Consider the following 25,280-nt stretch of genomic DNA (forward strand, 5'->3'; position numbering starts at 1 on the left):
GGAGAAAGCGGTGAGCTGACATCTATATATACAGGTACAATCTATTTGGTTGGTCACGCTCATTTAGACTTGGCTTGGCTGTGGCCTGTCCCGGAAACTTGGGAAGCGGCACAGCGAACTTTTGAGTCGGTATTGAAATTGCAATCGGAGTTTCCCGATTTGATATTCTGCCATTCAACTCCGGCACTTTATGCTTGGATAGAAGAACATCGGCCGGACTTATTTGCTGCGATTAAAAAACAGGTGGCGGCGGGTTGCTGGGAAGTTGTCGGGGGGATGTGGGTAGAGCCGGATTTAAACTTGATTTCTGCTGAGTCAATGGTGCGGCAAGTTTTTTACGGACAGCGTTATGCAAAAGAAAATTTTGGGGAATTGATGCGGGTGGCTTGGCTACCTGATACTTTCGGTTTTGGGTGGCAATTACCTCAGATTTTGCGGCAAGGTGGAGTTGATTATTTTGTGACGCAAAAGTTGCGGTGGAATGATACAACGGAATTTCCCTACGGTGTGTTTTGGTGGGAAGGGTTGGACGGTACTAAAATATTTAGTATGATGTCTCCTCCCATTGGTGAAGGCATAGAATCTGTGAAAATGGCAAGTTATGCTTTTGACTGGCAAGCTAAAACTAATTTGCAAGATGCTCTTTGGTTGCCTGGAGTTGGCGACCACGGCGGTGGCCCGACTCGTGATATGTTGGAGGTGGCGAAACGCTGGAAAATGTCGCCTTTTTTCCCAAGGTTGGAGTTTGCGACAGCGGTTGATTATTTGTCTTTGATTGAGAGTCAGTTTTTGCCGGAAGTTGGGGAAAGTTCGCAGGAAAGTGATGTTCCAGAATCGGACAATCAGGAAAATTTGCGGGCGCGAGAATTGTCAAACTTGTCGCCAATCAAGGATGCAAATCCTCCCATCTCACAACTCAAAACTCTTCCCGTTTGGAAAGATGAACTTTATTTAGAATTCCACCGGGGTTGCTACACGACTCGCGCCGACCAAAAACGACAAAACCGCCGCTGCGAAGAATTGCTCTACCAAGCGGAGTTGCTGTCTTCGCTGGCAACGATTTGTACTGGTGCGGTTTATCCGAAATCTGAGTTAGAATCAGTTTGGAAACAAATTTTGTTTAACCAGTTTCATGATATTTTGCCCGGTTCTGCGATCGCCCCAGTCTACGCGGATGCTAATCTAGCTTTTGCTGAGGTCGATCGCACTTGTCGCGAAATCCTGCTACAATCTTTGGATGCCATCTCGGCTCAAATTTCTCTCCCTTCCCCTCCGCAGCCTGACGCTCAACCGATTTTGATTTTCAATACTCTCAATTGGCCGCGCTCTGAGGTTGTCGCCGTACCGCTTCCCGATTCCGCTGATTCCGCTTGGCAAATTTACGATTTTTCCCGACGGCGATTGGCTTCGCAGATTGTCAGGGGCGATCGACCGCAATCGCACTCTACACTGTTATTTTGGGCAAATAATATCCCCGCCGTTGGCTACCAGGTGTTTTGGCTGTGTCGCGAAGACGCTCAAACTGTGGATCATGCGTCCGCGAGTCCAGAAACCGAAAAAAAGACAGATTTATCAAAACTTACACACGGTATAGCACAAAAAAACACAGCTTGTCAAGAAACGCATTTTGCAGCCGCAGAAATGGTTCTAGAAAATGAATTTATTCGGGCAACAATAGACGGCAAAACTGGGGATTTATCCAGCATTTGGGATAAAGTAAATAACCGAGAAGTCCTGAATGCAGCCGGTGGCAATCAACTGCAAGCATTTCAAGACAGCGGCCAATATTGGGATGCTTGGAACATTGACCCAAATTATGAAAAACATCAATTACCCGCGCCGATACTCAAAGATATTTGTTGGGTAGAGGAGGGGGAATTACGGCAGAGTTTGCGCGTAGTCCGACAAATTGGCAAGTCGGAGTTTTGCCAAGATTATATAGTAGAAATAGGTTCGCCGCTGCTGAAAATCAAGACAGTGGCAGATTGGCAAGAAACTCACGTTTTAGTAAAAGCAGCCTTTGGGTTAAATGTAGAAGCAGATTTTGCAAGTTGCGAAATTCCCGGCGGTGCGATCGCACGCACAACCAAGCCGCAAACACCCGCCGCAAAAGCCAAATGGGAAGTGCCGATTTTGCGCTGGACTGATATCAGCAATGACGGTTTTGGAGTGAGTTTGCTCAATGATTGCAAATACGGTTGCGACCTTCAACCGAATCGAATTCGGCTGACTTTGCTTCGGGGTTCGACTTGGCCGGATGAACAAGCAGATTTAGGAGTTTCGGAATTTACTTGTGCAGTTTATCCCCATGCTGGAAATTGGCAAGAAGCCGACACAGTTCGACAGGGCTACGAGTTGAATTTACCACTGCTAGTAAAGGTGTTGCCCAAGTTAGAGAAAAATGACCACAAGACTCTGCCCGCAGTTGGCAATTTCTTGGATTTGTCCGCCGAAAATTTAGTGCTGATGGCATTCAAACAATCGGAAGATGATTCTAATGTGTGGATTTTGCGGTGTTACGAGTGTCACGGTGAAGAGGCAAAGTTGGAATTAAAGAGCGATTTGGGTTTGGCGATTAGTCAGCCTGTCGATTTATTAGAACAACCCATAAATTTGCCTCAGAATTCAGACGATGGGACAAGTTTCACAATATCGCCGTGGAAAATAGCCAGTTTTGCAGTAAATTTATCATTGCCAATGGAGAATAGTACCCCATCGGACATTTATCCAACCTTTTGAGACTTTGGGAACTTACTGTTAACAAAATTTGTCAACCTGCGCCAATTAGCTCTCACAACTTTCTTCTGATCTAAAATATGCAAAATTACGAACGCTAAAAATGTGTACGCCAGCCAAAAATGCAAACTCCTTCCCAAATCAACCATTGCGGAATTCTGCGGAAACACATCGGGTAAAACAATGCCGAAAAATTTCACATTGTTACTTTTGAAAGAGTTAGAAAAAAAGAAGCCTGTAACCGGAACTAGCCACATAAAAACGTACAAAGTTGCGTGCAAAGCAAAATTTTTGTACCATTCATTCGTAAACTTTGGCAGGCGTTTTGTATATTTTTTCCACCATACCCGCAACAGAGTTAAAATCCGCCAAGTCAGTAAAGCCATTGTCAGCACCGCTACGGATTTGTGAAAATCATAAAGGGGGCCTCGAATAAACAAGCCTCTCGGCAATCGAGCCATAAACATACCGCCAATAAACAGCACTAAATAGCAAGCTGACATCACCCAGTGTAAGGACATCAGTTGTTTGAACGCAGAATTAAGTCTGGGTTTCGCAGCGGGTTGGGTAGTCACTGTTCCTTGCCTCCTTAGCGTTTGCTGGACAAGATTAAGTATAAACTATAGGACTAAAGTCGGTGGCCGATTGTGCATTATAAGATTTACTTAACTTAAGTATTATAAATATTTATTAAACAGTCTAATTAATTAGATTCACCCTCGTCATTCCCAATACAAAACATCGTACTGGGGTCGATCGCCTCCCAAGCAGTTTTCAGGTCGAGTATCCCCAAAAGCCACAGCACTCATCTGACTCGATAATTGCAACCGCCGCCCGGTTCATCCGCAGCCCCGGCAAATATCCCAAACCGAATCCGAAGTAGGTCAGTCCGAATCTAGGTATTTGAGTGTTATCGTATATACTTAAAATCAGTGATTGCCGATTTTTTTATTGTCTAGGATGCTAAAAGTACAGACCGGGTAATTGCAGCTAAACCTGCTGGCATTGCAACTAGCGGGAAATATCGTCGGCAGACGGTCTACTAACTACAAACAAACACAGTGGTTGCATTGGGAAGCGAAAATCAGGGTGCTGGACAAGTGGTATTTTTGTTACAACTTGTAACTTTTTTCAAACAACAGGTTTAATTTAGTTTCACAAAAAAGTTAAATTCCAGAAAGTAAAATTAATTACAGTCGAGTTAAGCTAAAAGTGTTTGCTAAAAAAAGTAATTCAAGCAACCCCGAAACCAACTATTCTCACTTGCTCGACACAGAGGGCGAGTTCGCGACAGCAAAACTTGCGTGCAGCCAACAAGTCGAACAAGATTGGTATGGAACTCTCTACGAGAATTTTCCGGGCATTTACTTCGTTCTAGATGCTTTGGGAAGAGTTTTTTCGCTCAATCAATTCGGCGCGTCTCGCCTCGCCTACAAATCGCAGGAATTAATTTGTCATTCAATTTTTAACATATTTTACTGCCAAGAACAAGGCAAAATGCAGGCAGAATTTGCTGGATTGGCCCAGCCGGAAAACGGTACGTCAACTCCAAAAATTGCCTGTTGGGAAGGCTGCTTGACTTGCAAAGACGGCAAGATTATTAGGGTAAAAGCAACCGCGCGCCCAATGCCGACGGTTGATTGGAAAATAGAGGAAAATACTCATGGTCGTTCAATTGCCAATTTCCAACGGCCGGCTGTACTGTTAGTTTGCGAAGAAATTAAGGCCGCTTCGCAGTCACCCATGCCGCCCAACCAGAGAGGAAATTGGCGCAGTCCAACTTTGGCGATCGCAAAATTAGCCAAAAGTCAACTAAAAGAACGCCACAATATAGAAGACTTCATCCGCGAAGTAACAGAAACCGCTGTCAGTATTGTCAACTGCGATCGAGCCAGTATTTGGCTGTATGGCGAAGACAAAACGCAGCTTCACTGCATTGACCTTTACGAACAAAATACTAAACTCCATTCCGTACAAATAATCATCACAGCAGCCGACTGTCCGGCATATTTTCAAGCTTTAAAATCGGCAAGTGCGATCGCAACTGTGGCTGCAGAAAATGACCCCAGAACGCGAGAACTTGTCGGTCTTTATTTGCTCGATCGGGGCGCGACTTCCTTGTTGAACGTACCGATTGTGCTAGCAGGTAAAAGCTTGGGAATAGTCAGCGCCGAACGCCAGGGTTCGGACGGTGATTGGACGGAAGAAGAACACGAATTTACCCAAATATTAGCAGATTTTGTATCCTCAAGTTTGTCAGCTAGCGAAAAGTTAAAATTAGAAGCAATGCGGCACGAACAACAGCAAAACTTGCTAAGCCAATACTACGATCAACTAGAAGAAAGAGTAGAAAGACGCACGGCTGAACTCAAAAAAGCTAACCACAAACTGCAAAAAGAAATAATTAAAAGAAAGCAAGCCGAAGCCGAACTACGCCTGCAGCAACAAGAACAGCAAATAATTTTTGATTCCGTGCCGGCGATGATTTGGCTCAAAGATACCGAAAGTCGCCTGCTGCGAATTAATCAAGCCGCGGCTGCATCGAGAGGTTTGCCCGCAGATCAATTAGAAGGTAAATCTTTTTATGAAATCTATCCAGACGAAGCAGAGCAATATTATTTAGAAGATTTGGAAGTAATCAATTCCGGCGTTCCCAAACAGGGGCAAGTCGAACTACTGCCAACAGCCTCTGGTCAAAAATGCTGGGTGCGGACAGATAAAATACCTTACCGCGATGAAACCGGTAAAGTCGCTGGCGTCATCGTGTTTGCCGTAGATATTACTGATTTAATTAGAGTCGAAAAAGAACTGCGAGAATATCGCGATCGCCTCGCACAAAAAGTAGAAAAACGTACTGCTATGTACAGGCAAGCCATGACCGCTTTGTACTCGGCAAATACGCAATTGCAACAGTTAATTAACAACAGCTATTCCTCTGGGGAAAATGGCAGCAGCCAGTCAGCAGCACGCTTGCTTGAATGCGAAGCTTATTTTGAAGCAGTTGCCGTGGCTGACCGCGACACAATTTTGAGCGTCAGCAGCAATTTTGCCCAACTTTTCGGTTACGAACCTGCGGAAATGGTGGGAATGAGCTTGCTGGAACTACTGTCGCCGAAATCATACAAACAGGCGTCGCAAATGATTTCTGCAGCCAGCAATACAGTCTGTGAAACTATTTTTCTCAAGCGAGATGGAACTGCTTTTCCTGCTGATGTTCGCAGTAAATTCGTATTTTGGGAAGGTCGTTTAGTCCAGGTGAAAGCAGTCCGAGACCTCACGGAACGCAAATTGCTCGCAGCAGAATTAGAGCGATCGCGCTCTCTGCTGCACGCTACCTTAGAAGCAACGGCAGACGGCATTCTCGCCGTTACTACCGCCGGAGAAATGATTAGTTATAACGAAAAGTTAGTTCAAATGTGGGGAATTTATGAAGAAGTTAGAAACTCAATGGATAGAACGCTGCGACTGGCATTTCTCACGAAGCAAGTGAAAGATCCGAGGGCTTTTTTGCAGAGAGTTAAAGAATTTTATAGCGATGCGGAGTCGGAAGGTTGCGATATTCTAGAGTTTAAAGACGGCCGCTCTTTTGAGCGCTATACGCAGCCAATTCGAGTCGGACAAAATATTATTGGCAGGGTGTGGCGCTTCCGGGATATTACCTCTCGCGAAAAGGTGACGGCAATGTTGGGAGATTCTCAAAGACGCTTTCGGGCAATTTTTGATTCTTCTTTCCAATTTGTGAGCTTGTTGAAACCGGACGGCACTCTGCTGGAAGCTAACCAAACTTCTCTGGATTTTGCGGGAATTAAGCTACGGGATGTGGCAAATAAACCGTTTTGGCTGTTGCCTTGGTGGGGAGATTCTGAGAAAGTTCAGGAACAGTTGCAAGAGGCGATTTCTCGATCGGCAAAAGGTGAATTTGTCCGCTATGAAGTGGAAGTTCAAGGTGTAAATCGGACGGCAACTGTTGATTTTTCTCTCAAACCGGTCGCGGATGAAACTGGCAAAATAGTATTGTTGCTGCCGGAAGGTCGGGACATTACTCAAAGTAAGCAAGCCCAAGTCGCGCTGCGGCAACAAATAGAACGGGAACGCCTGATCGGGCAGATTCAATCGCGCATTCGTTCTTCTCTGGATCTCCAAGATATTCTCAACACTACAGTAGCGGAAGTGCGGGAGTTTTTGGCAACCGATCGCGTGCTGGTTTTCCGCTTCCGACCCGACTGGAACGGAGATGTGGTGGTGGAGTCGGTTGCAGAAGGATGGATGCCACTCAAGGGGATGGGAATTGACGATTGCTGTTTTGCCAATACTTACATCGGACAGTATTTAAAGGGTCGCATTCGCGCCATAGAGGATATTCATGCTTCTAATTTGAGCGAGTGTCATCTTAATTTTTTGGAGACTTGTCAGGTGAAGGCAAATTTGGTAGTGCCGATTGTCCAGCAGGGCATAGAACCTAGGGAAGGTAACAGTTCTTGTCAAGTGCCGAAGTTGTGGGGTTTGCTGATTGCCCACCACTGTTCGGCACCCCGCCAGTGGCAGCAGTTTGATGTGGATTTGCTGAGTCAGTTGGGTACTCAAGTTGCGATCGCGATCGAACAATCTTTACTTTACCAGCAGCTAGCGGCGGCCAACCAGCGGTTGGACGGGTTGGCGAATTTGGACAGTCTGACTCAACTAGCTAACCGCCGCCGTTTTGACGAGGTGATCAACCGAGAATGGGAGCAGTCGAGCTCTTCGGAACCGCTATCTTTGATTCTGTGCGACATTGACTGTTTTAAACTTTACAACGACAATTACGGCCACCAAGCCGGGGATGCTTGTTTGCAGCAAGTGGCGCGGGCGATTGGGGATGCTTGCACAAACGCACCCGCAGAACGCCTCTATTTGGCTGCTAGGTACGGCGGCGAGGAATTTGCGGTAATTTTGCCAAATACAGATGTCGTCGCTGCACAGGCGGTTGCGGAGGGAATCCGCAGCCGCGTCAAAGCCTTGGCAATTCCCCACATCAAGTCTGTTGTCAGTGATTCTGTGACTCTCAGCTTGGGAGTTGCGGCAGTTTCGCCAAGTCAAAATTCCCCCAAAATGTTGATTGAAGCCGCGGATAAGGCACTGTATCGAGCTAAGTCTGGCGGGCGCGATCGAGTGGCTATTAGTGAGTAGTCAGAAGAGTTGTGCCAAGAAGGACGAGAAATAAACCTACCACAACAAGCCACACAGAAATTACTGTAAGAAGCCAGCTACTTTTAAGGTGGATTTCAAACCACGGTGTTTTTATCAAACTGGCACCCAGGCAAATTACACCAGTAAGTATAAGTATTAGTGGAGGAATTACGGGGTCAGCAAAATCCATAAAATTACATCCTAGATGTTCCTTTTGTCTAAACTAAAGGTTTTGACAAGAGGGTTAGCAAAGAGCGTTCAATTTAATAGTAATCTACTTTTGGTAAAAAGTCATTAGGAAGGTAGCACGAAATCATCCTGCTGGTAAGGAGGTGAGTGTGCCAGTGGCGCTGTAGGGTGATGTCGAGGATTAGCAAAATTTGTACCAGTTCCAGAAGTCTTGCTCGTCAACTCGATCGAATGCGATCGCCCACAGCCATCTCCAATGCTTGATAGGCGATCGCCCCCTGAGAACACAGAGAGAGTTGACGGTTGACGGTGCAGACTAATGTTATTGGTTATTGGTTATTAGCAACCCCAAGCGAGTAACAAATAACCAATAACTGATAACAGTCAACCGTCAACAGTCAACCGTCAACTGACAAAAGTTTTTGAAACACCTTATACATATCCTCAGCTAACTTTTTAGGATTCCACAACGGTGCGAGATTTTCTGGCTGCTTAGATTTTACTAAATGCTCTTTCACCGCATTTCTGAAACCAGCATCGCGACCAAACTTAACTCCCCACTGCGTGTATTCTTCCCAAGTCCACGCCGCACCAACATCAACATTTGCACTTTTCAGAAAAGCGTAACCCATGCGCGAAAGATATTGGTCGCCGGATCGAGTTACCACTGGCAAATTCGCCCACAAAGCCTCTAAATTGTGAGTCCCCCCGTTGTAAGGATAGGAATCTAAAAGCACGTCGGCTACATAATAAATAGCCCGATGTTCTTCTTCACTTCTGGTTTGCCCTATAAACTTAATCCGAGCAAAATCTACTCCCTGAATTTCGCATTCTTCGCGGTAAGTGCTGTGAATAACGTCGGGGTCGCCTTGACCTTTGCGGATTAACACACTATCTGGTACTTCCTTAAGGATTTTAACTTGAGCTCGTACCATTTCTGGATTGGTTTTTCTTCCCGGAGAAACGCACAGATAAGTCATTTGATCTAAGCCAATTCCAAGAGCGTTTCTAATGGCATCTCGATTCACAGGAATGCTTTGCAGTGCGCCAATTGCTACCGAACAAGCAGGCAATCTTACTAACTGTTCTAAGTAATTTTTTTCAACACCAGGGGGGTGAGTGTGTTCGTCGCACAGAAAGTAGTGATTATCTGAAATGTAGGGCGCGTCAAATCCCAGCCAAGAAACGCAAATGCCCGCAGGATATTGATACAGCACTTCGACATTTGTGGGCACAGTCATCGAGTCTAAGTCTATCAAAACATCCAAGTTGTCTTGCGCTACTTCGGCGAATATTTCACCGCCATCAGCAAAGCCGTTTGGATATTTTTTAGGCCAGTAAAACTTGCCTGCCATGTCTTCAAACCGCTGCGTAACTTCATCTCGGTGGAGTTTCCCGGTGACGTAAAGGTGAACGTGGGGGGTGATGTGGCTTAATTCGCGAATTAAAGCTTCGCTGCACCAGCCTACTGAGTGGCGGCGGAAGTGTTTGGAAAGGAAGCCGATTTTTAAAGGACGCTGTTCTTTTGTTTGGTACTTGGCTAGGTTGCTTCTGTTAATATCCTGGCGCTTAGGAACGGCTTTTTGGTAGTATTCTTTGGCAATTAGTCTGTAGAAATTGGCATTTTTTTCGCGGTTGTCTCTCAGGTGAGAAACTGCAAACAGGAAGATTTCGTAGAGCAGTTTTAGTTCGATTGTGGTAAAAGTTTCGACCTTTTCGTAGCAGAGTTTTTCGATTTCTTCGAGTTTCTGAATTGCCTGTTTGCTGACACCTGATTGCAGGTAGGAAAAGACGTAGGCTGTAGCTGACATGACTGGGGCGACATCGCCGCAGTTTTCGCAGTATTTGTCGGCTACGCTGCGGGCTCCGGCGAGGTTGGTGGAATGGCTTAGCAAGTCGCACAGTTGTTGGTAGGCTTCGCTGTATTTGGGGTTGCATTCGATCGCCTTTTCAAATTTGGCGATCGCCTCCAAGGGCTTATCTTGTTTTTGAATGTGCCCCATGCGACAGTAAACCTCTGCCCAATTCGGTTTTAATGCCAAAGCTTGCTGATAGCTGGCTAAAGCTTCTTCCAGCCGCCCCTGCATGGAAAAACAACTGCCGAGGTTAGCGTGAACTTCGGGCCAGTTGGGCTTGATTTTCAGAGTGTTTTGATAATTAGTAATCGCTTCTTCGTACTTGTTTTGCTGTAAAAAAGAGTTGGCTATATTGAAGTGCAGAACTTCTAAATGCGGCTTTAAAGCTACAGCTTTCTGATAGTAAGCGATGGCGGCGTCGAGATTGCCTTGTTGCGATCGCGCGCTGCCGATGTTACCGTAGGCTTCGGCCCAATCCGGTTTAATGGCGATCGCTCTTTCGTAGCTTTCGATGGCTTCCTCGCGCTTTCCTTGGCCCAAAAGTCGATTACCTAAGTTAAAGTGGAAGTCTGCACCGACTAGCTGCGGGTTGAGCTCGGATGTTCTTTTAAAACAGGCGATCGCTGCTTCGATGTTGCCGTGTTGGTGATATACTTTCCCTAAGTTCCAGTGAGCTCCCGCTAAATCAGGACTCAGGGCGATGGCTTGCTGATAATGGGCGATCGCTTCTTCCAAACGCCCCAATTTGAAATACATACTGCCAATATTGGCGCGCACTTCCGCAAAATTTGGCTGCAATTCTAGGGCTTGAGAATATGAACGAATGGCAGCTTCAGTTTTGCCTACTGCTTGCAAGGCATTGCCTAAAGTGACGTAAGCATGGATGAAATCCGGTCGAATTTTTATCGCTTGCTGACAAGCTGCGATCGCCTCTTTAATTTTACCTTGAACTAAAAAGTTTTCTGCCAGTTTTTTGTAAGGTTCTACTTCTTGAAAATTGGCAACTTGTCCGGCATCGGGAACATTTAACGATGTAACTTGTTCGGAAAGTTCGGCGGGATTTGTAAACGGAGTATTTAAAGTCTCAGTGGTTGGTGCTGGCGGCAAATTGAGGCTCGAAGGCTGCAAGCCGTAGCCTTCATCTTTGTTGACAGATACTGTTTGCGATTCCCCTAATTCTGTTTCTAATTCGATAAAGTTGCTGTCAGTAGTTGCCCGCTCTTTTTGTGCGATTAAACTCGCTAATTTCTCAGCAGCGGTGGCATCTTCCGGTTGCTGTTGCAGCACTTTTTGATAGCAATTAATTGCTGCATCTAACTTTCCTTGCTGCTGCAAAACGCTTGCCAGCATCATATTGACCGAACACAATTGAGGATTAATTACCAGAGCTTTTTGGTAATAATTCCCCGCCTGTTCCAATTGCCCTAACTTGTAATACATACTGCCAAGATTCGCGCTAGCTTCGGCAAAATTCGGCTGAAATTTTAAAGCTTGCAAGTAAGCTTCAATGGCCATTTCCAGCTTGTTTTGACTGTGCAAAGCATTGCCCATTGTCAAGTAAGCAGGAGCAAAAGTGGGTTGAAATTGAAGAGCGACATTACAAGAGGCGATCGCCTTTTCAAATTCTCCTTGCAAAACATAAACTTCCGCCAACTTTTTATGAACTTCTGCATCTCCTGGATTAAACTCTAAAGCTTTCTGATAGTTATCGATTGCGCCACCGAGATCGCCTCGATCTTTCAGCCAATTCCCCTTTTGAAAATAATCTCTCACTGCCTCTAAACCTACTAAAGAATTCCCGATCATTTGCTCTGCCACTCTTACAGGTTTTACACTAATACTATTCAGCCATTCTAGCCACTGTCGGGAACGCACAGACCAAGTACACCCTCGATTTCTATATTCTACCTGCTGTCTCCGATGATTTTCAGCAGTGGCGCCGCCCGCACCCGTGCCATCATTTAAAACTCCGACTACGGCCTCTGAAAACCGCCTTGTATATCCCTCCCAATCTGGTTTACCTGCCCGCTTCTAATTACTTATCAATGCAAAATTTTCCACCCCTGACATGGAAACTAGACGGGCAAATCCAGCAGTTGTTTCCGGCAAAGCTGCCAATTCACTCGTCACAATCCGGCAACTGCAGGCCATCGCCTCCATCGCGACAATAGATGACGTTTCCAAACAGGTATTCGAGTAAGCTAAAACCGCCACTGAACGCAGTTGCCGGACGAGTTCGGGTTGCGGTACGGAACCGACGTACTCGACGCCTTCTGTTTCCTGGCACTGGCGGTAAAGTTGACAAAAAAAAGCTGGTTATCATTGTCGTATATTTGGTGTACTTTCATGCTTTAAAATAGTTGAATCTGGTTATGGAAACAGATTGACGAATTTCGAGATCGAGAAATCAGATTTTCATTGTGGCAATTATCCACCGATTTGTGAACTAGATTTTTTTATTTAACCGCAGAGGACGCAGAAGGCGCAGAGAAAAAAGAGAGAAATTCCCAATTGAAATAATTTGCCAGTTCCCTCTCTTCATCTTCTTCCTCTCTGCGTTCTCTGCGCTCTCTGCGGTTAAATAAATCCATAATAAATGGTATAATCTTAAAACTATTAAGGAGTACCGAACATGACCACAGAACAAGATCCCGTAAAATTGATGAAACAGCAAGTCGGCTTTGCAGCCGCCGATCGCGTAAAATCTGGTATGATTGTCGGACTCGGCACCGGGTCAACTACAGCTTATACTATTCAAGCATTGGGCGATCGCATAAAATCCGGTGAACTCAAAGATATCAAGGGAGTGCCGACATCTTTTCAATCAGAAGTGTTAGCCAAACAGTACGGAGTACCGCTGACAACACTAGATGAAATTGACAGAATAGATGTAGCTATTGACGGCGCTGATGAAGTAGATCCCCACCTCAACTTAATTAAAGGTGGCGGCGCAGCCCACACCCGCGAAAAAGTAGTCGATTACCTCGCCACTCAATTTATTGTAGTAGTTGACAGTTCCAAAATCGTAGATAAATTGGGTTCGACTTTTCGCGTGCCCATCGAAGTTATACCCATGGCATTAACACCAGTGATGCGCGCCATTGAAAAAATGGGCGGCAAACCCGAACTCCGCATGGGTGTGAAAAAAGCAGGCCCCGTAATTACCGATCAAGGTAATATGGTAATTGATGTCAAATTTGATGACATTGCCAACCCCGGAGAAATGGAAAAAAGCTTGAATAATATTCCCGGTGTCTTAGAAAATGGTTTGTTTGTAGACTGTACAGATTTGGTGTTAGTCGGGGAAATCCAAGACGGAAAACCAGTAGTACGGGAGATTTCTAAATAGTCAAAACTGCCCCAGTGGTGGTCAATAACTCTTTGTGGAACAGGCATCTTGCCTGTTCAGGAGAAGGCTGCCATATGGGAGTTACAACCCGCAAAAATACCAAAAACAAGGTTTTTTACCCTATAGCAACCGCCAAGACTATTAAGAAGTTCTTAATCAGTGAAACCCTTGCGATTGTTACATTTTCTTCCTTCTTCTTTCTTCCTTCTGCTATAGCTTTGACCGAAAGCATCCAGGATACCCGCCACGTGATTCATCCGTGGAGAAAGAAAAAACCTGTATCCGATGAAACTTGCCGAACGTATTTATCTCGCGCAAGTCAAAGCTTCAATCTAAAATCTAAAATCTAAAATCTAAAATCGATTGACTTTGATTATGATGATGCAATATCGCAGATTCGGTCGCACAGAATTATCCATGCCCGTCTTTTCCTGCGGTGGCATGAGATATCAGTACAAATGGCAAGACGTGCCAGCCAATGAAATTCCCCCAGACAATCAACAAAATCTAGAAGCGACGATTCGTTACTCGATTGAATGCGGCATCAATCACATAGAAACTGCTCGCGGTTACGGCACTTCCGAGATGCAATTGGGGTTAATTTTGCCGAACTTTCCCCGCGAAAGATTGATAGTGCAAACGAAAGTTAGTCCTAAACCAAACTCCCAAGAGTTCCGCGAAGAATTTGATAAATCCTTAGCTTATTTGCAACTGGAATACGTCGATTTACTGTCACTACACGGCATTAATACGTGGGAATTGCTAGAGGAGTCTATCCGTCCGGGCGGCTGCATGGATGTGGCGAGAAAGTTGCAAGCAGAAGGCAAAGTTAAGTTTATTGGTTTCTCGACTCACGGCCCGACTGATGTGATAGTCAAAACAATTGAAACTAATCAATTTGATTATCTTAACTTGCACTGGTACTACATCAATCAAAGTAATTGGCCTGCTATCGAAGCTGCTAAACGTCACGATATGGGCGTTTTTATTATCAGTCCTTCCGATAAAGGCGGTCAACTTTACAGCCCGCCGCAAAAATTGGTAGACTTGTGCTATCCGTTGAGTCCGATGGTGTTTAATGATTTGTTTTGTTTGTCGCATCCGCAAGTACACACTTTAAGTTTGGGCGCCGCCAAACCTGAAGATTTTAACGAGCATTTGAAAGCTGTAGAATTGTTAGATAGAGCCGATGAAATTTTGCCACCGATATTAGAAAAGTTAGAAAAAGCAGCAATTGATAAATTAGGAGAAGATTGGTTTAAGACTTGGCACGTCGGTTTACCAACTATCGAAAATACTCCCGGAGGTATTAATATTTATGTGATTCTGTGGCTGTGGAATTTGGCGCAGGCTTACGATACGATCGACTATTGCAAGATGCGCTACAACCTTTTAGGTAATGCCAGTCACTGGTTCCCCGGCCAAAAAGCCGTAGCTTGCGGGGCGGAACGCCATCGCCTCGATGAATTAGACTTGCGCCGCTGCCTAGCCCACAGTCCCCACGCTGCTAAAATTCCCGGTATTCTCCAAGCAGCCGATCGGCTTTTTGGAGGCGAAGCCATCCAACGCTTGTCCCAAGAATAATCAAAAAAAAACCCGGTTTCGAGACAGAAACCGGGTTGGTGAACCGGAGCACGTGAGTTAGTTACGCGCATACAATTAGCCTATACTTGAGAAACTCTCACCACCATCGCCCATCCGTCTCATCCATTCGGGCGATACAACTTTTTTCTCAACTCACTCCCCTTTTGCTTTAATTTGAGATAAAACAGTTAATAATTCACTTAGGTACTTTTTATGACTCTCAAACGCCGAGATTTCTTGTATTTGCTGACTGCCAGCGTTGGAGCTATTACCGGAGGTGCTTGCCAAGCATCAGGAAATAATGTATCCCCAGCAAGTCCAATTGCAGAAAGCCCAAAAATAGCCCAAACTTCGGGGGCTTTTACACTGCCACCCCTGCCCTACGAATACAATGCTTTAGAACCGCACATCGATGCGCGGACAATGCAATTTCACCACGACAAACACCACGCCGCCTACGTTAAAAATCTCAACGATGCTGTTAGTAAATACCCGCAACTCAAAAATATCACTGCGGAAAATATGCTGCGAGATTTGAGCAAAGTGCCGGAAGATATTCGCACAACCGTGCGTAACAATGGCGGCGGACACCTAAATCACAGTATGTTTTGGGAAATCATGAGTCCCAAAGGCGGCGGCGAACCGACAGGGGCAATTGCAACAGCAATCCAGCAAAATTTCGGCAGTGTGGACGATTTTAAAACAAAATTTAACGATGCCGGCGCCAAGCGTTTTGGCAGCGGTTGGGTGTGGCTAGTCCGTAATAAAGCTGGCAAACTTGAGATTACAACTACTGCCAATCAAGACACTCCTTTCATGCAGGGAAATTATCCAATTATGGGTAACGATGTTTGGGAACACGCTTATTATCTCAAGTACCAAAACTTGCGCGGCGACTATTTGAAAGCTTGGTGGAATGTTGTTAATTGGGCGGAAATTAACAAGCGCTACGAACAGGCGATCGGGTAGTTTTCAATTAGATGAAATACAGGACACGGCCGATGAAATACACGACACGGCAGTGCCGTGTCCCTACTAGCGCACGGGACGATCGAACTGCTGTACAACTTTCCGCAAGTAAACGCAGTGCCGCGCCCCCTGACTCGTGGGCGTTGTGAATGCTTCGACTGACTCAACTGTGCCGCCCAAATGCTCGATCGCCCTTTGCAACTCCGTCTCTTCCTCCACCGTCCAATTCCCACGGTAAAGTACCGCCAAACCGCCATTTTTTAGCAGAGGCAGCGCACATTTAGCGCAGAGAGGAGCGGCTCCCACTGCTCGGAGAAATGCTAAATCGTAAGCTTGTTTGTGCTGCGGCTGTCGGGCAATTTCATCGGCTCTGCCCAACAAAGTTGCCGCATTTTCTATCCCTAAAGACGGCACAACTGTTTCCAAAAAAGTAATTTTTTTGCGGGTAGAATCGAGCAAAGTAACTGATAGTTGCGGCAGGGCGATCGCGATCGGCAACCCCGGAAAACCCCCACCAGTCCCAATATCGATCGCTTTCTGCACCGAATCGGCGACAAATTCGGGATTTTCCGCCGAATTGTGATTAGCTGGCAGCAGTTTCGCAATTCCCCGCAGAGAATCCCACAAATGTTTTTCCCAAAACTCCATCGGTTCGGTAATTCGAGTTAAATTCAAGGAGCAATTTCCCTCGACAATTAACTCATAAAGTCGCTGAAATTGTTGCTGCTGCGACTCATCCGGCTGCCAATTCAGCGTTTTTTGCCACAACTCGTTCATCTGGGGCAACACAGGCATTGTAATCTGATTCATCTTCTATTCCCACTCTTTTGTAAGCTCTGCGAATTCTCTGCACTTAAAAATGCTTCATAATGCGATATACCCGCCCGCACTAACTAATGACTAATGACTAATGACTAATGACTAACAAAACTCGTTTCCTTAGCTTCTAATTTAGCCCGATCGACCTCTTGCAAATCCCCGTGGTTTAGAGTCCAAAATTTATCGGCTACACTCAACAAATCGCTAGCATCGTGAGTAACAATCAACAAAGTCCAGTGACTTTTCAACTTACTCAACAGGCTTACCAACTGCCGCCGCATCGACCAATCCAAACCCGCCGTCGGTTCGTCCAAAAGTAGCAAATGCGGCTGCCGAATTAGCTGCACCGCCAGGGCTACCCTGCGCTGTTGTCCGCCGCTCAAAGCGTGGGGGGAAGCGCGCAGCGGCAAATGTCCTAGTCCCACTTCTGCCATTGCTGAGTTAATTTGTTCTTGTCCCAATTCAGGATGCCCCAACCGCAATTCTTCTAAAATTGTGCCTCCGCAAAAATGCCTTTCGGGAAACTGGAACACTAACCCTCCTAACTGTTGCAAGTGTTCCGGTGTTAATTCTTGTTCCCGCCAGCGGATGTCGCCGCTAGTTTTTTCGGCTAAACCTGCTAATATTTCTAATAGCGTACTTTTGCCAGAACCGCTGCGACCCACAATCAGCCCCATTTGCTGCAATGGCAGTTCTAAGTTAATATTTTTCAGAATAGGATTCGGACAGGCGGTAGGATGATATACTAAGTTTTTTAGATAAAGCATTAACGGCAGTTGTTAGTTGGCAGTTGGCAGTTGCTAGTTGGCAGTTGTTAACACTCAACAGTGAACAATCAGAAAAATAGTTATTGTTGGAGGGGGGAACTTCTGGTTGTGCTATTGATAGTTAAGGCGGTTTTTGGCAGGGGTCGATCGCACACAATTATTTTACATAAATCTTAACAAAAATTTCCTTTTTTTTTCAGGAGTGGCGTTTGATTTTTCTGTTTTTTCATGGTATAGTTTAATAATGGAAATCTGTCCGTCAATATATTACAAGTCACACTCCCATTATTAAAATATACCTCAACAACCACAAAAAATCAAGCAAATTTCACTCTTTTTTTGGTGGCGGCCCGAAAGTCTGAAAATTTAACTCTCTTGTTTCTAGTTTACAGTATATTACATTGAGAGAATTGACGATGACGAAAACTCCTTTAGCATCGGTGGGCAAGCAAATGTTAAGTTCTCAACAGACAGTGCGGGCGATCGCCTGTGCAGGAGCGATCGCCCTGGGCATCTGCATTAACTCAGCATTAGCGGGCGATCCCTTTCGCAGCAGCAACCCGCAGGCGATCGGGCCCAACACCGAAACCGCTTTCAAAACAATGTTTCAGCAAGGAAACTACAAACAAGCAAAAGCACAAGTTCAACAAGCACTATCAGCCGAACCAAACGAGCCACTAGCCTATGCAATGGCAGCCTCCCTCTCCTACATCGAGCAGGACTTAAACTCGATGAATTCCTACGCGCAAAAAACCCGCGAAGTCGGCGAAAAATTGGCGAAAACTAATCCATTGCGCGGCAATATTTACACAGCAGCAGGTCACTTTCTAGAAGGGGCGAACATTATAGCCAAAGAAGGAACAGCCAAAGGCGCGCCCCAAGCTTTGAGTAAATTGCGAGTAGTATTTCAATACCTAGAAGCGGCCGATAAAATAGCGCCCAACGACCCAGAACTAAACCTGATCAAAGGCTACATGGACTTAATGCTAGCCACAAACCTACCCTTTTCCAACCCCAACGAAGCAATTCAAAGACTCGAACAAAAAGCCTCTCCCCGCTACTTAGCTTATCGCGGCATGGCAGTAGGATATCGAGACTTAAAAAAGTACGATCGCGCTTTAGAATTTGCGAACAAATCCCTAGCAGAAACGCCAAATAATCCCGAAGTTCTCTATCTAAAAGCACAAATCTTGTTTTCCCAATCCCAGAGGAACAACGGCAACAAAACCTTACTTGAGGAAGCCCGAAAAAACTTCGACGCAGCCTTAGCAAAACCCGACCAACTTCCGCGCAGTTTAGTAGCCGAAATCTTCTTTCAGCAGTGCAGAACCCGTAACCGTCTCGACAGCCAATCTCGCGCCTGCGACCCGATGCGCGATAAAATCAGAGATGCAGATGGAGTCTGGGGGCCGGCAGCCTTACCACCACTATAAAAACACCAAAAAACTATGCAAGTAGAGTTTCGCGAGTTTAACCCCTTTGACCTCTGGATTTGGCTGAAGTTCAGCAACGTGCCTTCAAACGGTGAAAAACAGTATGTTGAAGAAGTGTTTGACTCTTGGTTTTTCTTGGGAAAACTTGGAGGATTTAATGCGGAAAATTTGCAAGTTCAAGATGAAGGCTTAGACATCAGTGATATGAATTACGATGTTAATCTAGCCGACCAAAGCATGATGGCTTTGATGCACAATATGGGAGAAATGGAGTATCAAGGTTATTGGGCTCGCTGCTGGTTTGATTTGGGCACTAGCGATGCCATTGGAATCGATGTTTTGATTAATGTTTTCCAGCAACTCAGCAAAGAATTCGTAACGATTGAAAAACTAATTATTGGCGGGGAAAATATAGACTGGCCAATTGAAAATAGGAGGAGCAGAGAGGGTTTTGCTGCTGATAATTAAACGTTGGCACGACACGGATGACACGGATACACGGATAATATAGTCCTGGACGCACGGGTAATCAGAAACCGGGTTTTTTTCCTTGAATACTTTGTTACAACGCTTGAAGGGCAAAAAACCCGGTTTCTTTGGTTTTGATGCGTAATGACTAATGACTGATGACTGATGGCTATATTATGCAAGGTAAAATTCGCGTCATTGTTTTAGGATTAATTCGATCGGGCGATCGCATCTTCGTGTCAGAATGCGAAGATCCGGTCACAAAAGACACATTTTACCGCGCTTTGGGCGGCGGCGTAGAATTCGGAGAGCACAGCACCGACGCTTTGCAAAGAGAGTTTCAAGAAGAAATTCAAGCCGAGTTAACAAATATCAAATATTTGACTTGTTTGGAAAACTTCTTTGTTTATAATGGCAAAGCCGGACACGAATTAATACAACTATACCAGTGCGATTTTGTCGATCGCAAATTTTATGAATTGGAGAGTCTGGATTTTGCAGACGGAGATGGGGAACATACTGCATTTTGGATGCCCGTCGAGCGCTTTCGATCGGGCGAATTGCGCCTAGTTCCCGACAAATTTATCGACTACTGCGAAGGCTAATAACTCAACCAATACCAAAAAACAAATACCTGATATGGGAGAATTACACCTAAAATATTTGCCGTCGGGGCAGGTTTCACCTGAAATATTGGCGATAACTAACAGGATGAATAAACCCGCCCCTTCCTTCCGCCCCCCGCATTACCCGGATTTACCTTACACTAGGCAGAGTCCGCAACAGCTCATAGAGCAAAGAGTTGATAAAACCGAGGGCTATAGCACCCAGCAAAGCACTCCAAATTCCCCACCGCAAGCGAAATCCATCCACTAGCCAAGCCGCCAATCCAAAGATAGCAGCGTTGATAACAATTATCCACAAACCAAAAGTTACCAACAGCAATGGAAAACCCAAAACCACAAAAAGCGGCCGCACCAAAGCATTCAGCAATCCAAAAACCGCCGCCGAAATCATCGCTTTTCCAAAAGTGTCAATATCCACCCCGATGGGCAACTTGGAAATGATAAAAAAGCTCACGGAAGTAACTAGCCAAGCAATTACCAGCGAAATAATATCCATGTGCCAATCTCCTTAAAAAAGCTAAACATTAAATCGGAACAACAGCACATCCCCCTCTTGTACAACATACTCTTTTCCTTCACTGCGAACTAAGCCTTTTTCCTTAGCCGCATTCATCGCGCCCGTAGCAACCAAATCTTCATAAGCTACAGTTTCTGCCCGGATGAAACCCCGTTCAAAATCAGAGTGAATCACCCCTGCAGCTTGGGGTGCTAACATTCCCGCGATAATCGTCCAAGCGCGAGTTTCTTTCGGGCCGCTAGTAAAATAAGTCCGCAAACCCAATAATTCGTAAGTAGCTCGAATCAGAGATTTCAAGCCACCTTCTTTGACCCCCAGAGATTCTAGGAAATCCGTTCGTTCTTCCTCGGATAACTCCACCAATTCTGACTCAACTTGCGCCGAAACTATGACAACCTTAGCATTTTCGGCTTCTGCTACTTCCCGCACTTGTTCGACATAGCTATTTCCCGTTGCTAAATCGTCATCAGATACGTTAGCAGCATAGATAATTGGTTTGTTGGTCAGTAATTCCAAACCTTTAACTAATTCAGCTTCTTCATCTGTGAAATTGTACTGCCGCGCCGGTTTCCCGGCATTCAAAACAGCGACTAATTTTTCGAGTACATCCACTTCGGCCTGAGCTTCCTTGTTGTTGCGGGCCAGCTTGCGAGTGCGATCGAGCCTGCGTTCAATTTGAGCTAAGTCTGCTAAAATTAATTCGAGATTGATAATGTCAATATCTCGCTGGGGATCGACAGAACCGGCAACGTGAATAATATCATCATTGTCAAAACAGCGGACAACATGGACGATCGCATCTACAGCCCGAATGTGAGACAAAAACTGATTTCCCAGTCCTTCTCCCTGACTCGCCCCCTTCACCAAACCCGCAATATCAACAAACTCCATCCGCGTCGGCACAGTTTGCGCGGAATTGGAAATATTGCTCAGCACCTTCAACCGTTCGTCTGGCACTGCCACGATACCCGTATTTGGCTCGATCGTACAGAAAGGAAAATTAGCAGCAGTCGCCTTGGCATTAGCAACCAGAGCATTAAACAAAGTAGATTTGCCAACATTAGGCAGTCCGACAATTCCGGCAGTAAGCATAGCTATTTAGAAACATATCACTGTATCAAAATATCATAAGCAATAGCAATATATCTGACTTGTGCTTTCTAACTTCCACTGCTAGGCTTGAATAAATATACAACTTGAGGTAGATGGCTCAATGGTTAACCGATGGTTAAGCAAAGTAACGATGGCTGTGGGGCTGTCGCTGCCTCTGTTAGGGCTCACAGCAGCTAGCGTTTTCGCTCAGATGATCAAAATTTCGGTGTTTAACAACAGCGGCAAGACGATGACAGCCCTCTATCTGTCTTCTGTCGAGGATGATTGGGGAGAAAACATGTTAGACGGCCCGATTCCAGATCGGGAAAAGGAAGTTTTTGAGTGGAATCGAGCTGAGTACGAGGGCTTGGATTCTGCGGGCTGTGTTTTTGATGTCAGGGTCGACTACTCTGACGGCAAATACACTGATATGCGTGGGGTTAACCTTTGTGAACAGAATGTGCTCAACTTCAAGTAATCGATAATCTACGCAAAAACCGAGTTTTTTCAAGTCTGATATTCATCAAAAAGATTGGGGACTTTGGAGAAAGCCGGTTTTTGCGATCGGCCTGACAAACAATCTTAAATTTCGCGATCGACTAAAACATAATTTAAACAGGTTCAGGGATTGTCTGAGGAATAGGCTCCGGCACTGTTTGAGGAATCGGAGAGGGTACAGTTTCCGGCACCGGTTCGGGAATTGGCTGGGGAATTGGCGCAGGTACCGGTTCCGGTACAAGGCCGGGAATCGGTTCGGGAACGGGGCCCGGCACTGGTGGCGATGCGGGTATAGTCGGCAGCCCCGGTTCGGTGCTGGGAATCTGCGGGCCGGGAAATGGAGTAGGGTTGGGAAAAATCATGTTAGTGTTTTGCTCGCTAATAGAGATGTTTCAAAAACATTTGCTAGCCACTTCTAGCTATATTTTTCAACAAAAATAACTGAGTTGTGGTACTCTTTTATCTCATAATTTTAAACTCAAGAGTGCAGTGAACACATCTATCTAAATAGCTATAATTAACTGTTACTTCCGCATAAATTTATGCCTTTAGCATTAAACTAAGTAGGTGGTTACAAATAAACATGAGATGGGTAGATCGCGTGAGTACAGCAAGAAACTGCCTGAAAGTAAAGGTACTAGCTCAACCCGTCCCTAGAAGATATTATGGTTTTTTCATATCGCTCTACTTAGATATCAAATACAGCAATCAGGATTAAGCGTGTCACCAGCAAACTCTCAAACAAAAACTCCCCTATTAGATGCCTTGCGCGATCGCACAAATCATCCGCACGCCCCATTCTACGCCCCCGGACATAAACGCGGACAAGGAATCTCTCAACCCCTAATTGACTTATTCGGTGCGGCAGTATTTAGAGCGGATTTGCCGGAATTGCCGGAATTAGACAATCTCTTTAACCCAGAAGGTGCAATTGCTGAAGCTCAAGACTTAGCCTCCGCAGCATTTGGAGCAAAATCAACTCGGTTTTTGGCTAACGGTTCGACTTGCGGAATTATCGCCGCCATCTTAGCGACTTGCAGCCCAGGAGATAAAATTATCCTACCTCGAAATATCCACTCATCGGCGATTTCTGGTTTAATTTTATCCGGTGCAATTCCAATTTTTGTCAATCCAGAGTACAACCCGGATTGGGATATTGCCAACAGCATCACCCCAAAAGCTACAGCCGCAGCCCTAGAACAACATCCCGACGCCAAAGCAGTATTGATGGTTTACCCAACCTATCACGGCGTCTGCGGGGATTTGCGGGCGATCGCCCAAATTACCCATCAATACAACATACCGTTATTAGTAGACGAAGCTCACGGCGCGCACTTTAACTTTCATCCAAACTTGCCAGAACCGGCACTATCAGCGGGTGCCGATTTAACAGTACAATCAATCCACAAAACCCTCGGTGCAATGACACAAGCATCGATGCTGCACGTCAAGGGATCTCGCATAGATATCCAAAAATTAAATAGAGCATTGCAGTTAGTACAATCTACCAGTCCGAGTTACATACTATTAGCATCCCTAGACGCCGCCCGCCAACAAATCGCACTCCACGGCAAAGAATTAATAGCGCAAACTTTACAGCTAGCAGAAAAAGCGCGATCGCGAATCAGTCTAATTCCCGGCTTATCAGTTTTAGAACCCTTAAATACACCGGGTTTTGCAGCATTAGACCGCACCAGGCTAACAGTAAAAGTATCAGATTTAGGAATCACAGGATTTGCCGCCGATGAAATTTTGCACTCTCAACTCGGCGTCACCGCAGAACTTCCCATGCCTCAACATTTAACATTTATTATCAGCTTGGGAAATACAGAATTAGATATTGACAATTTAGTTAAAGCTTGTACTCTTTTAGAAGGAAGAAGGAAGTTCGGCAACGGATTCTGTAACGGATGTAACGGATGTCAGGAAGAAGGAAGTTCGGCAACGGATGTAACGGATGTAACGGATGTAACGGATGTAACGGATGTCAGTCCGATGTCCGTCGGAAGAAAGAAGAAGTCCGAGAGAAGAAGTCCGATGTCCGATGGAAGATTTGCCCACTCTCCCACTCTCCCACTCTCCCCCTCTCCCCCTCTCCTCTCCCCCCGCGAGGCTTTCTTTTTTCCAGCGGAAACAGTACCCGCAGACAAAGCAGTCGATCGCCTCAGTGCCGAACTCATCTGTCCCTACCCCCCAGGAATACCAGTCCTAATGCCCGGTGAAATCATTACCCCAGCAGCCGTTGACTACCTGCAACAAATCCTGGCCGCCGGCGGAAAAATCACAGGTTGTAGCGATCCCGGCCTCCAAACTCTCAAGGTTGTGCGACAGTAAATATGAAGGCTTGGGGGAAATTGGCAGAATTTCTACTTCTTCCGCGAGTTCCAACTTCGGTCTTGCTTCAATCAAAAATCAAAATTCAAAAATATAACTATGCTTTGGCCCTACGTCACTCCAGGCATCCCGGATGACTTATTTGAACGTTTACCGGGAATTCCCATGAGTAAGCGAGAAGTCCGACTGCTGTTAATCTCCCACCTGCGGCTGCAAGCAGATTCAGTCGTGTGGGACATCGGTGCAGGTACTGGTACGATCGCCGTAGAAACAGGTTTGCTGTGTCCCAAAGGTCGGATTATTGCCGTCGAAAGGGACGAAGAAGTAGCAAGCTTGATTCGCAGAAATTGCGATCGATTCGAGCTCGACAACGTAGAAGTCATAGAAGGCAGTGCCCCGGAATGCCTGGAAAACCTGCCCCAACCCCCCCACCGAGTCTGCATCGAAGGAGGTCGCCCCATTAAAGCCATTCTCCAAGAAGTCTGGCGGTACTTGCAACCCCACGGTAGAGTTGTCGCCACAGCATCGAATTTAGAGAATCTTTACGCCCTTTCCGAAGGTTTCGCCGAGTTACAAGTCCGCAACATCGAAGTAGTCCAGTCCGCCGTCAACCGCTTGGAGACTCGCGGCCTCAGTCAAACCTTTGCCGCCGTCAATCCCATATTTATTCTCAGCGGCGAAAAGCTGGATTAGAAGTTAGTTGACAGTTGACACTTGACAGTTGACAGTTAACTTTAACCTGGTTCCTCGGCAGAGCCTGGGAATACATACCCAATGCCCCATGCCCTATGCCCTATGCCCATTCCTAAATGTAATTCTTAATCTTTTTTAAGTTCACTTAACCTTCATACTTAAGAATAGGGGCCACCATAGCTGG

General features: G+C 45.7%; 20 protein-coding genes. 12 read left to right on the forward strand and 8 right to left on the reverse strand.

Annotated elements, in window-relative coordinates:
* Positions 1-2,739: alpha-mannosidase (locus QT973_RS03945; protein ID WP_333390664.1), on the forward strand; the 2,739-nt coding region annotated here is incomplete at its 5' end.
* On the opposite strand, the gene QT973_RS03950 is transcribed toward QT973_RS03945, so the two are convergent.
* Positions 2,724-3,311 carry a cytochrome b gene (locus QT973_RS03950; protein WP_333053073.1) on the reverse strand — a complete coding sequence of 196 codons (588 nt, stop codon included), beginning with the start codon at positions 3,309-3,311 and terminating at the stop codon, positions 2,724-2,726. The genes QT973_RS03945 and QT973_RS03950 overlap by 16 nt on opposite strands.
* Before the next feature lie 637 nt (positions 3,312-3,948).
* Between QT973_RS03950 and QT973_RS03955 the strand changes: the two genes are divergently transcribed.
* A complete protein-coding gene (locus QT973_RS03955; RefSeq protein WP_333390667.1) occupies positions 3,949-7,902 on the forward strand; it encodes a PAS domain S-box protein in 3,954 nt (1,317 codons plus the stop codon).
* 587 nt (positions 7,903-8,489) lie between these two features.
* Here the strand turns inward: QT973_RS03955 and QT973_RS03960 are convergent.
* Positions 8,490-11,765, reverse strand: coding sequence for a tetratricopeptide repeat protein (locus QT973_RS03960; RefSeq protein WP_333390670.1), 3,276 nt, complete (start codon positions 11,763-11,765; stop codon positions 8,490-8,492).
* Positions 11,766-11,978: 213 nt separating this feature from the next.
* Positions 11,979-12,170, reverse strand: a complete 192-nt coding sequence (locus tag QT973_RS03965; RefSeq protein ID WP_333053151.1) for a hypothetical protein — start codon at positions 12,168-12,170, stop codon at positions 11,979-11,981.
* Positions 12,171-12,579: 409 nt separating this feature from the next.
* Here QT973_RS03965 and rpiA point away from each other — a divergent pair, with 409 nt between their 5' ends.
* The 4 genes from rpiA (at position 12,580) to QT973_RS03985 (ending at position 15,849) form a co-directional block, all read left to right on the forward strand.
* Complete coding sequence (rpiA, locus tag QT973_RS03970; protein WP_333053065.1) at positions 12,580-13,296, forward strand: ribose-5-phosphate isomerase RpiA; 717 nt, start codon at positions 12,580-12,582, stop codon at positions 13,294-13,296.
* 14 nt (positions 13,297-13,310) lie between these two features.
* Positions 13,311-13,646, forward strand: coding sequence for a hypothetical protein (locus tag QT973_RS03975; RefSeq protein ID WP_333209705.1), 336 nt, complete (start codon positions 13,311-13,313; stop codon positions 13,644-13,646).
* A gap of 28 nt (positions 13,647-13,674) precedes the next feature.
* Entirely contained in the window at positions 13,675-14,880 is a 1,206-nt protein-coding gene (locus QT973_RS03980) for an aldo/keto reductase (RefSeq protein WP_445243030.1), read from the forward strand.
* 213 nt (positions 14,881-15,093) lie between these two features.
* On the forward strand, positions 15,094-15,849 hold the full coding sequence (locus tag QT973_RS03985; protein ID WP_333053062.1) for a Fe-Mn family superoxide dismutase: 756 nt from the start codon (positions 15,094-15,096) through the stop codon (positions 15,847-15,849).
* Positions 15,850-15,915: 66 nt separating this feature from the next.
* Here QT973_RS03985 and rsmG read toward each other — a convergent pair whose 3' ends face one another.
* Positions 15,916-16,659, reverse strand: coding sequence for a 16S rRNA (guanine(527)-N(7))-methyltransferase RsmG (gene rsmG / locus QT973_RS03990; RefSeq protein WP_333053061.1), 744 nt, complete (start codon positions 16,657-16,659; stop codon positions 15,916-15,918).
* A gap of 104 nt (positions 16,660-16,763) precedes the next feature.
* On the reverse strand, positions 16,764-17,435 hold the full coding sequence (locus tag QT973_RS03995; protein WP_333232022.1) for an energy-coupling factor ABC transporter ATP-binding protein: 672 nt from the start codon (positions 17,433-17,435) through the stop codon (positions 16,764-16,766).
* A gap of 416 nt (positions 17,436-17,851) precedes the next feature.
* Between QT973_RS03995 and QT973_RS04000 the strand changes: the two genes are divergently transcribed.
* The 3 genes from QT973_RS04000 (at position 17,852) to QT973_RS04010 (ending at position 19,941) form a co-directional block, all read left to right on the forward strand.
* Positions 17,852-18,868 carry a Sll0314/Alr1548 family TPR repeat-containing protein gene (locus tag QT973_RS04000; protein ID WP_333053057.1) on the forward strand — a complete coding sequence of 339 codons (1,017 nt, stop codon included), beginning with the start codon at positions 17,852-17,854 and terminating at the stop codon, positions 18,866-18,868.
* Positions 18,869-18,883: 15 nt separating this feature from the next.
* The gene (locus QT973_RS04005; protein ID WP_333053055.1) at positions 18,884-19,336 is read left to right on the forward strand and encodes a DUF3531 family protein; all 453 of its coding nucleotides are present in this window, start codon (positions 18,884-18,886) and stop codon (positions 19,334-19,336) included.
* A gap of 158 nt (positions 19,337-19,494) precedes the next feature.
* Positions 19,495-19,941, forward strand: a complete 447-nt coding sequence (locus QT973_RS04010) for an NUDIX hydrolase (protein WP_333053053.1) — start codon at positions 19,495-19,497, stop codon at positions 19,939-19,941.
* Positions 19,942-20,092: 151 nt separating this feature from the next.
* Here QT973_RS04010 and QT973_RS04015 read toward each other — a convergent pair whose 3' ends face one another.
* Positions 20,093-20,458, reverse strand: coding sequence for a phage holin family protein (locus QT973_RS04015; protein WP_333209713.1), 366 nt, complete (start codon positions 20,456-20,458; stop codon positions 20,093-20,095).
* Between the two features lie 21 nt (positions 20,459-20,479).
* Positions 20,480-21,571 carry a redox-regulated ATPase YchF gene (gene ychF / locus QT973_RS04020; protein WP_333244213.1) on the reverse strand — a complete coding sequence of 364 codons (1,092 nt, stop codon included), beginning with the start codon at positions 21,569-21,571 and terminating at the stop codon, positions 20,480-20,482.
* A 121-nt stretch (positions 21,572-21,692) separates the two neighbouring features.
* On the opposite strand from ychF, the gene QT973_RS04025 reads away from it, so the two are divergent.
* On the forward strand, positions 21,693-22,049 hold the full coding sequence (locus tag QT973_RS04025; RefSeq protein ID WP_333053049.1) for a hypothetical protein: 357 nt from the start codon (positions 21,693-21,695) through the stop codon (positions 22,047-22,049).
* 133 nt (positions 22,050-22,182) lie between these two features.
* Here the strand turns inward: QT973_RS04025 and QT973_RS04030 are convergent, their stop codons facing one another.
* A complete protein-coding gene (locus tag QT973_RS04030) occupies positions 22,183-22,431 on the reverse strand; it encodes a gamma-aminobutyric acid A receptor, epsilon-like protein (protein ID WP_333053047.1) in 249 nt (82 codons plus the stop codon).
* Between the two features lie 358 nt (positions 22,432-22,789).
* Between QT973_RS04030 and QT973_RS04035 the strand changes: the two genes are divergently transcribed.
* Both QT973_RS04035 and cbiT read left to right on the forward strand, forming a co-directional pair.
* The gene (locus tag QT973_RS04035) at positions 22,790-24,403 is read left to right on the forward strand and encodes an aminotransferase class I/II-fold pyridoxal phosphate-dependent enzyme (protein ID WP_333390675.1); all 1,614 of its coding nucleotides are present in this window, start codon (positions 22,790-22,792) and stop codon (positions 24,401-24,403) included.
* A 99-nt stretch (positions 24,404-24,502) separates the two neighbouring features.
* A complete protein-coding gene (gene cbiT, locus QT973_RS04040; protein WP_190659397.1) occupies positions 24,503-25,096 on the forward strand; it encodes a precorrin-6Y C5,15-methyltransferase subunit CbiT in 594 nt (197 codons plus the stop codon).
* The last annotated feature ends 184 nt before the right edge of the window (positions 25,097-25,280 follow it).

This window comes from Microcoleus sp. Z1_A1 (assembly GCF_036700305.1).
Taxonomy (GTDB): Bacteria; Cyanobacteriota; Cyanobacteriia; order Cyanobacteriales; family Microcoleaceae; genus Microcoleus.